The organism is Clostridium thermobutyricum DSM 4928 (assembly GCF_002050515.1).
Taxonomy (GTDB): domain Bacteria; phylum Bacillota; class Clostridia; order Clostridiales; family Clostridiaceae; genus Clostridium; species Clostridium thermobutyricum.
Genome location: NZ_LTAY01000072.1, coordinates 1 through 8,450, shown reverse-complemented (window position 1 = coordinate 8,450; position 8,450 = coordinate 1). Strand labels below are relative to the sequence as shown.

Annotated in this window: 6 protein-coding genes and 1 riboswitch; all 6 genes read right to left on the bottom strand. The window is 25.5% G+C overall.

What is annotated here, in order from left to right; all coding sequences use genetic code 11:
* On the bottom strand, nucleotides 1–186 hold a 186-nt coding region (locus CLTHE_RS13245; protein ID WP_143324082.1), incomplete at its 3' end, for a hypothetical protein.
* 101 nt (nucleotides 187–287) lie between these two features.
* On the bottom strand, nucleotides 288–1,880 hold the full coding sequence (locus tag CLTHE_RS13240) for an FUSC family protein (RefSeq protein WP_080023873.1): 1,593 nt from the start codon (nucleotides 1,878–1,880) through the stop codon (nucleotides 288–290).
* Between the two features lie 244 nt (nucleotides 1,881–2,124).
* Nucleotides 2,125–4,128, bottom strand: coding sequence for a methyl-accepting chemotaxis protein (locus CLTHE_RS13235; protein WP_080023872.1), 2,004 nt, complete (start codon nucleotides 4,126–4,128; stop codon nucleotides 2,125–2,127).
* Between the two features lie 150 nt (nucleotides 4,129–4,278).
* Nucleotides 4,279–5,007, bottom strand: coding sequence for a purine-nucleoside phosphorylase (deoD, locus tag CLTHE_RS13230; protein ID WP_080023871.1), 729 nt, complete (start codon nucleotides 5,005–5,007; stop codon nucleotides 4,279–4,281).
* Between the two features lie 178 nt (nucleotides 5,008–5,185).
* The gene (locus CLTHE_RS13225; protein ID WP_080023870.1) at nucleotides 5,186–6,619 is read right to left on the bottom strand and encodes an amino acid permease; all 1,434 of its coding nucleotides are present in this window, start codon (nucleotides 6,617–6,619) and stop codon (nucleotides 5,186–5,188) included.
* Between the two features lie 102 nt (nucleotides 6,620–6,721).
* Nucleotides 6,722–6,895, bottom strand: a riboswitch (Lysine riboswitch).
* A gap of 82 nt (nucleotides 6,896–6,977) precedes the next feature.
* Nucleotides 6,978–8,450, bottom strand: a 1,473-nt coding sequence (locus CLTHE_RS13220) for an HD-GYP domain-containing protein (RefSeq protein ID WP_080023869.1), incomplete at its 5' end; no start/stop codon positions are given.

The window sequence follows — 8,450 nt, the reverse complement described above, 5'->3', positions numbered from 1 at the left end:
ATCTATTATAAAATGATTATTTATATATTTTAGATTTCTTCTAAAGTTTTTATATACTACTTGTTCTCCTCCACAAATTGATCTTAATTTTTTTCTATCTATTTCTTTTACATTTAAAATTTTCTTAAAAAAATCTCTGTTATTTATTTTAAAATTACCAAGAGAAATAATATTTATATCTTCCATATAATATCTCCTATCCTCTACAATTATTCTATAATTTATATTCAATTATTTTTTCTAAAATACATATAAAAAGACCTTTAGAATAATCTAAAGGCCTTTTCTTAACTCAAAACTTTTCTTTTAAAAGTAAAATATTCATCTAAAATTTCTTCCTTTTTATTTTTTATCTCTTCATTATAATTAAACTCATATAATTTTTTCTCTATTAAGGAAGAAACAATATATAGATTTTCTAAAGATCCATTTTTATTTTCTGATCTTATTTCATTAATTATTTTTTCTTTATTTAAAGCATACATATGAACTAATTCTTTTTTAGCATCTTCTATAGAATAAGGCAAAATAAATTTATTTCCTATTGCACTTATTACTACACCTAACATAATTAATATAAGACGTGTGCTAACCATTTTAAATGTTCCACCTAAAATAAGTGATGCTCCTATAGCAGATATTGTTACATAAATCATTTTTTCCTTATAAGTTTTATGGAAACTATCTAAATATCCTACTCCTATAATAAATACTGATTGTATAATTGGATTATTTACTAAAGAAAATAAAACAAATGCTATTATTGCCCCTATAAATGTTCCTTGCATTCTTTGAATTGTTCTTATCTTTCCATACTCTGAATAAGGCTGTATAAGAGCAAATATTGTAAATAGCATCCATTTTCCTTGGAATATATTAAAATAATCAACAATAAAGCTACTAAGTCCTATAGTAATACCAATTCTTATTGCATATCTAAAGCTCATAGAATTCTTATTAAAATATCTATTTGATTTATTTTTGCTTTTTAATTCTTCTGAAACTACAAAATTATTTTTATCTTTTTTATTTTGTAAGTTTATTAAAAGCTTGCTTATAACTTTTAAATCTAAGTCAGTATCAATAAAATCTATCTCATTTAAAGTTCTTAAATCACGCTTTTCTTCTATATATAAATTTATTTTTTTTAAAGCTTCTACATACATTTCTTTATCTTCTATTTCAAATTTTCTATTACATATACTTCTTAGAAAAATAACTATATCTATCATAGCTTTTCCATTAGTTTCTATATGAAAATTTTCTTTTTTACTATTATATATAATTTCTTTAAGTTTTATTGAAATACTATCAAACTTTAATTTTAACTCTTTATCTTTTTTAATATCTTCTGATTTTAATAAGTTTATAGTAATATCAATAAGATTTTTTATTGCTGGAATACCCTCTTTTTCAATTTTATTTCTATTTACTATAATTTGAACTACCATAATAAAAATTGAACTAAATATAAGAGATAAAATTCTATTATAAAGACCTGATAAATCTACTGGTACTGCTAGCATAAATACATATTGTAATCCAAAAGGTACATACATATGACTTCTAATATCATAAGAAAATATATACCCAATAATAAACATACTTATAAAATTAAATATCAAAGCTAATATAGGATTTAATCCTGCTATATAAGAAAATATTCCCAATCCTATATTTAAAACTAGCAACTCAAAAAAATATCTTTCTTTTCTAGTAGTTAAATTTCTTTCTAAAAACATTAATGCTCCAGTTATTGTAGTAACTCCAATAAGAGTATTTTCGTCTCCAAAAATCTTTTTAAATAATATTATAAACCCAACAATAAATAAAAAAGTTATCGTTTTAGAGATAACTAATTTTCTTTTTTCTCCCTTCATTTCTCTTCCCCTTTTTTCCTTTAATTGTGATAAAAAGTATTATATCATAATTATTTCTATAATTAAAATCACTCTTTTAAAATATTTTAATCATAAAAAGTCTTAATAAGCTAAAACTTATTAAGACTCCTATTTAATATATGTTTTTTTATATTTCTAAACCTTTTCCTTTTATTTACATACTTTTTTATTAAATACACTAAAATAATTCTTTTGTATTTTTAAATATAGAATTATAATACTTTTAATCTATCTTGAATTTTCTAACCATTTCATCTAAATCTACTATTACGCTACTTAAACGCTCTGAAGAATTTTTTATTACTTCGCTTAAAGCAACGAAATTTTCTACTGATGCATAAACTTCTTCAGAACTTGCTGAAAGCTCTTCAGAAATAGAAGCTATATTTTCTACTTTAGATAAAATCATATGTTCTTCATTATCTATAATTACAAAATTTGCTGTTAAAGAAGCAATAGATAATACTATCTTATTTACATAATTAGATATGTCCTCAAATGATTTTCTAGCTTTAACTACATATTCATATTTTTCTTTTACTTCTTTATTCATAGCTGAAACTTCTTCAAACATTTTTTTATTATCGATAATAACAAATTTTATTAGTTTTGCTATTTCTAAAGATGAATTTCTTGATTCTTCTGCAAGCTTTCTAATCTCATCTGCTACTACTGTAAATCCTCTTCCTGCATTTCCTGCTCTAGCAGCTTCAATTGCAGCATTTAATGAAAGTAAATTTGTTTGATCTGCAATATCATTTATCACATTTACTATTTCATTTATAGAATTAATCTTAGTACTAACTTTTAAAGCTGATGTTTCAAAATTATCAAATTTATTTTTAAAATCTTTTATTGATTTATCTAAAACTGACATATCTTCATTACTTTTTACTGCTCTGTTATTTATATCTAAAGAGATTATATCTAAATTTTCAACTATTTCTCTCATATTGCATATCTTATCATTAAATTTTTCAAAAATAGAATTTATTTCTATTAATCTTTCACTTTGTTCTTGTATTCCTTTTGTAGACTCTTCTAATGATGTAGCTATAGTTTGAGAGTCTACTAGCATATCTTCTGATACACTTACAAGTGCTTCTGTTTCCTCATTTAAATCAGAAGTTATGTTTTTCACTACAGATATTGAACCTCTTATCTTTATTTTTCCAAATTCAAGAGCATTATGAATTTCTTTTAATTCTGAAATTCTTTCTTCTTCACATTTTTTTTCTTTAAAATTTCCCTCTGAAAACTCCAATACATTATTTTTTAAATTATCACAACTATTTGATAATTTATCTGACATTTTCCAAATTATTAATGCTAAGATTCCTAAACCAATTAACATTATTACGACAATTATGAAATTCAAAATATATAGTGAGCCTAATATATCATTCTTTTGAACTACTATTGCTATACTCCAATCCAATCCTTTTATAGGTGCAAAAGCTACAAAATCTTTATGTCCATTATATTTACACTCACTTGTCCCTAATTGTCCATTAAAATCTTTTTTTTCTATATCACCTATATTTCTCAATTGTGAATTTCCATTTATGACACCATTATTCATATATGTACTATCATTATTTATTATATTAGGATTTTCAGCTCCTATAGTTATTCCATTTGAATTTATAATATATGCACTACCAGTTTTTAAAAACTTTATTCCTTTTACTATATTAGATAATATATAGCCAGACTTTTCTACTATTATTCCACCTTTAACTTTTCCATTCTCAATAATTGGTGAATAAAAATCAACTATAAATTCATTATTTCTTTCATCAAAATATGGTCCATAGACTCCTGAATTTCCATTCATTATTTTTTTGAAAAACTCTTCTTTAGATACATTTATCTCTTTATCATCTGTATAGAACAAGTCTCCATTATTAGTAATATATCCTATTCGTAAAGTATCTTCATTTTTATAATCATTTAATATTTTAACTTTATTTTGTATAGATATATTATTATCCCTTATTCCGCTATCTTTAGTAATATCTTTTGCAAGAAGTAAATCATTATCAATTTCTTTAGTAACTACTTGACTAGCTTGTATTGCTACACTTTTCATTATACTAAGATTACTATCTGTTATCATTTTTAAATCCATTATATTTACAACAATTCCTATTAGTATAAATATAATTGTTGTAGGCAGCAATATTTTTTTTAATATTAATTCTTTTACCCCTGCATTTCTTTTCATAATCGTCCTCCTCACTTCTTATTATTTTATTATAAAAAATAAAGAGAAATGTAATCAATGTTATTAGATTTTATTAAAAATTTATTCATATAATTTTCATTTTAAACATAAAAAAGGGCTAGGTATATACCTAGCCTTTTCTTATTTATATTAATCTAATTTACAAGCCATTTCTAAAGCAACTTTCATCATATTAGTGAAAGCTGTTTGTCTTTCTTCTGCACTTGTTAATTCTCCAGTAAATGGACAATCTGATATAGTTAACATACATAAAGCATTAACTCCAGCTCTTGCTGCATTCATGTAAAGTCCTGCTGATTCCATTTCAACAGCTAGAACCCCCATTTTTTGCCATGATTTTAATGAATCTAATCCATTTTCACCATAGAAAACATCACTTGAAAGTATATTACCTACTTTAGCTTCAATATTAAGCTCTCTTGCTGCATTTACTGCTCCTTCAACTAATTTATAGCTTGCAGTTGGAGCAAATGTACCTGGTAAATTATATTGTGATGCAAAATTTGAATCTGTACATGCTCCCATTCCTATAACTATATCATGTAATTTTAGGCTCTCATCTATTGCACCAGCTGAACCTATTCTTATAAGATTTTTTACTCCATAGAAATGTATTAATTCATATGAATAAATTCCTATTGAAGGTATTCCCATTCCTGTTCCTTGAACAGATATTCTTTTTCCTTTATATGTTCCTGTATATCCAAACATGCCTCTAACAGTATTATATTGAACAGGATTTTCTAAAAAAGTCTCAGCAATAAATTTTGCTCTTAAAGGATCTCCTGGTAATAATATTGTTTCAGCAATATCACCTGCTTTAGCTGCATTATGTGGTGTTGGTACTAATTTTTCCATAAACTCATCCTCCTTGGTTTTATGAATAAATTATAACATAGTTTTTTTTTTTATGTAAGGGTTTTCTTAATTATTTTGTTAACGTTTTCTTACTTTTTTCTTATTTTTGTATAAAAATAAGAAAAGCCTTAGTATAAAAAATTGTTTTTAGCAATTTTTTATATACTAAAGCTTTTTTTTATTTATTAATTCTATTTTTATTTAAATCTACATCTTTTAATTTTATAATTTTTGTTTTATTTTTTATCTTATATCCAATTAATATTATTAAAAATAGTGGAATTCCTAAATAAGATGAAATGAATCCCATCCATTGGATTCCTCCTGATGTAACATAACTTGCACCTTGCCCAACAATAACTATTGCACAAAGTACAAATGCGATTATTGGTCCAAATGGATATAATTTAGCTTTATAAGGAAGATCTTTTAAATCTCTTCCTTGTGCTATATATGCACCTCTAAATCTATAATGGCATACTGCTATTCCAAGCCATGCTATAAATCCTGCTAAACCTGATGCAGCAACTAACCAAATATAAACTTGATTTTCTGAATATAAACCTGTTAAGAAACATGCTGATGCAACAACTGTTGTAAGTAACACTGCATTAACTGGAACACCTCTTTTATTTGTTTTACCAAATATTTTTGGAGCCATTCCTTCGTGAGCCATTGAATGTAACATTCTACTAGAAGCATACATTCCTGAATTTCCAGCTGATAAAACTGAAGTTAAAATTACTGCATTCATTACAGAAGCTGCTCCTGCAATTCCTGCTCTTTCAAAAACCATAGTAAATGGACTTGTTTCTACACCTGCTTGTTTAGCAGTTAATATGCATCCTATAACAAGAATAGTTCCCATATAAAATATTAATATTCTCCAAAATATTGTGTGAACTGCTTTTGGTATAGTTTTTTCTGGATTTTCTGATTCTCCAGCTGTTATTCCTATAAGCTCTGTTCCTTGGAAAGAAAAACCTGCTATTAGGAATATACTTATTATAGCTTTTCCTCCTCCTACAAATGGTCCTCCATCTGCAAAGAAGTTTTTAAGACCTATGTATTGTCCATTCATGATTCCAAATATAATTAAAGCTCCAACTATTAAAAATATAATAACTGTAACTACTTTTATACTAGCAAACCAAAATTCTGCTTCTCCATAAGCTTTTGCTGACAATAAATTTAATACTACTACTATAGTTAAAAATAAAGAACTCCAAACTATTGCGGGAACATGCGGAAACCAAAATCTCATAACTAACGCTCCTGCAACCATTTCTGTAGCTATAGTGATTGCCCAATTGTACCAATAATTCCATCCCATTGCAAAACCAAAAGCTGGATCTACAAATTCGGAAGCATATACTCCAAACGAGCCAGATATAGGCATAAAAGTTGCCATTTCTCCAAGGCTAGTTATCAAAAAATAAACCATTACTCCAATTGCACCATAGGCAACTAAAGCTCCACCTGCTCCTGCTGTATGTATACTATCTCCCATTGCTAAGAATATTCCAGTTCCAATGGCTCCACCCATAGCAATCATACTTATGTGTCTCTCTTTAAGACCTCTTTTTAACTCTGTGTTACTTTCCACATACATTCCTCCTTAGTTTCCTACTAAAGCAAAAAAATTAAGCCCTGAGGAAAATATATATCACTCAGGGCACACAAATCCACGTACTTAGTACATCATCTTTTGCCTTAGAATGATAGCACCCCACAACTATGTTGTGACAATTATATACATATTATGTATATAACCAGTATTGTAATTTAAAGCAATCATTACAACACTTCGGCAAAATCCCCTTTTTTTATAACCTAATCTGCTTTTACAATTATAAATACTCTTGAATTTCGCGCCTCTACCTGAACTAATGTTTCTTTTACTTTACTATATTATTATTATTTCATATTTAATTTTTTTCAATATTAAAATTGTATTTTTTACATTATATTTACATTTCACTTATCACTTTTAAAAAGACTTTTACCAATTTTGGGTCATATTTTTCGTAAGATTGAGATTTTATTTTGATTTCTATGTCTTTTTTAGTAATTTTATTATCAAATTTTAAATAATAATTGTAATCTTCTATTATTCTTATTATTCTAGCTCCTAAAGGTATATCCTCTCCTGCTAATCCTAAAGGATATCCTTCCCCATTATAATATTCATGATGAGTAAGAATAATCTTACTTACTTTAGCTATTTCAGGATAAGATTTTACTATTCTATATCCTTTATCAGGATGAGTTTTTAATATTTCAATCTCTTTATCAGTTAATTCATCAATATTCTTTTTAGCTATATTATCAGGAATTGCTATCATTCCAATAGAACATAAATCAGAAGCTAATTTTATATCTTCTATTTCTTTTTTAGTTAAATTCAATTCTTCACAAATTTTTTGTATTAATATATGATTTCTTTTTTTAATATCATCTGATTCACAGCATTTTTCCATTAAAGATTTTTGTATATATTCAAAAAGTCTTTTTTTAGTTTTTTCACTTTTTATAAGTTTTTCTTTATATACCTCATTCTCTGCTTCTTCTATCATTTTATCTAAAGTTTTATTATTTTCTTCTCTATATGAATATCCCATTGATAAACTTATAGGAATTGGGCTACTATCATTATTTCTACATAAATAATTTATTTTTTCTGTAACTTCTTTAGCATCCTCTATAGTTGCATTTGGAATTAATATTATAAATTCATCTCCACCCCATCTTATAACATCTCCACGCTTATTTACTACTTCTAAAATTATTCTACTTAAATCCCTTAAATACCTATCTCCCTCTAAATGTCCTAAAGAGTCATTAACTAATTTTAATGCATCACTATCTCCCATGATTAAAATCAATTTTCCATTAAAATTTTTATCTATTTCTACAGCTATTTTTTCAAAATAATTTCTATTATATAATCCTGTTGTTTTATCTTTATATGATTCTTCTATTATTTTATTTTGAAACTTTTTATCTTCACTTATATCTTCAGATAAGCCAACTACTCCTATAATTTTCCCTTCTGAATCTTTTAAAGGAAATTTTTCTACTTTCATAACTTTATCATTTTCATATTGAATTTCATAAAACCTTTTATTCTTTTTCTCTAAATTGTTGCCATCTTTATTTGCTATTTCTAATACTAATTCTTTTTCTAAACAATTTTCTTTATACTTTTCTCCTAAAAGATTTAATTCATCACGGCCAACAAATTTTTCAAATGCTTTATTACACCCTGTTAAATTACCATTTATATCTTTATACGAAATTATATATGGAATTGCGTTAATTACATTTTTCAAATAACAATTTTTTTCACAATCTACTATCCCAACTGTACCAATTATATTTTTATCTCTATCTAATACCTCTAATTTTTTACAATTCAAAATATTTTTCTTATTATATATTCT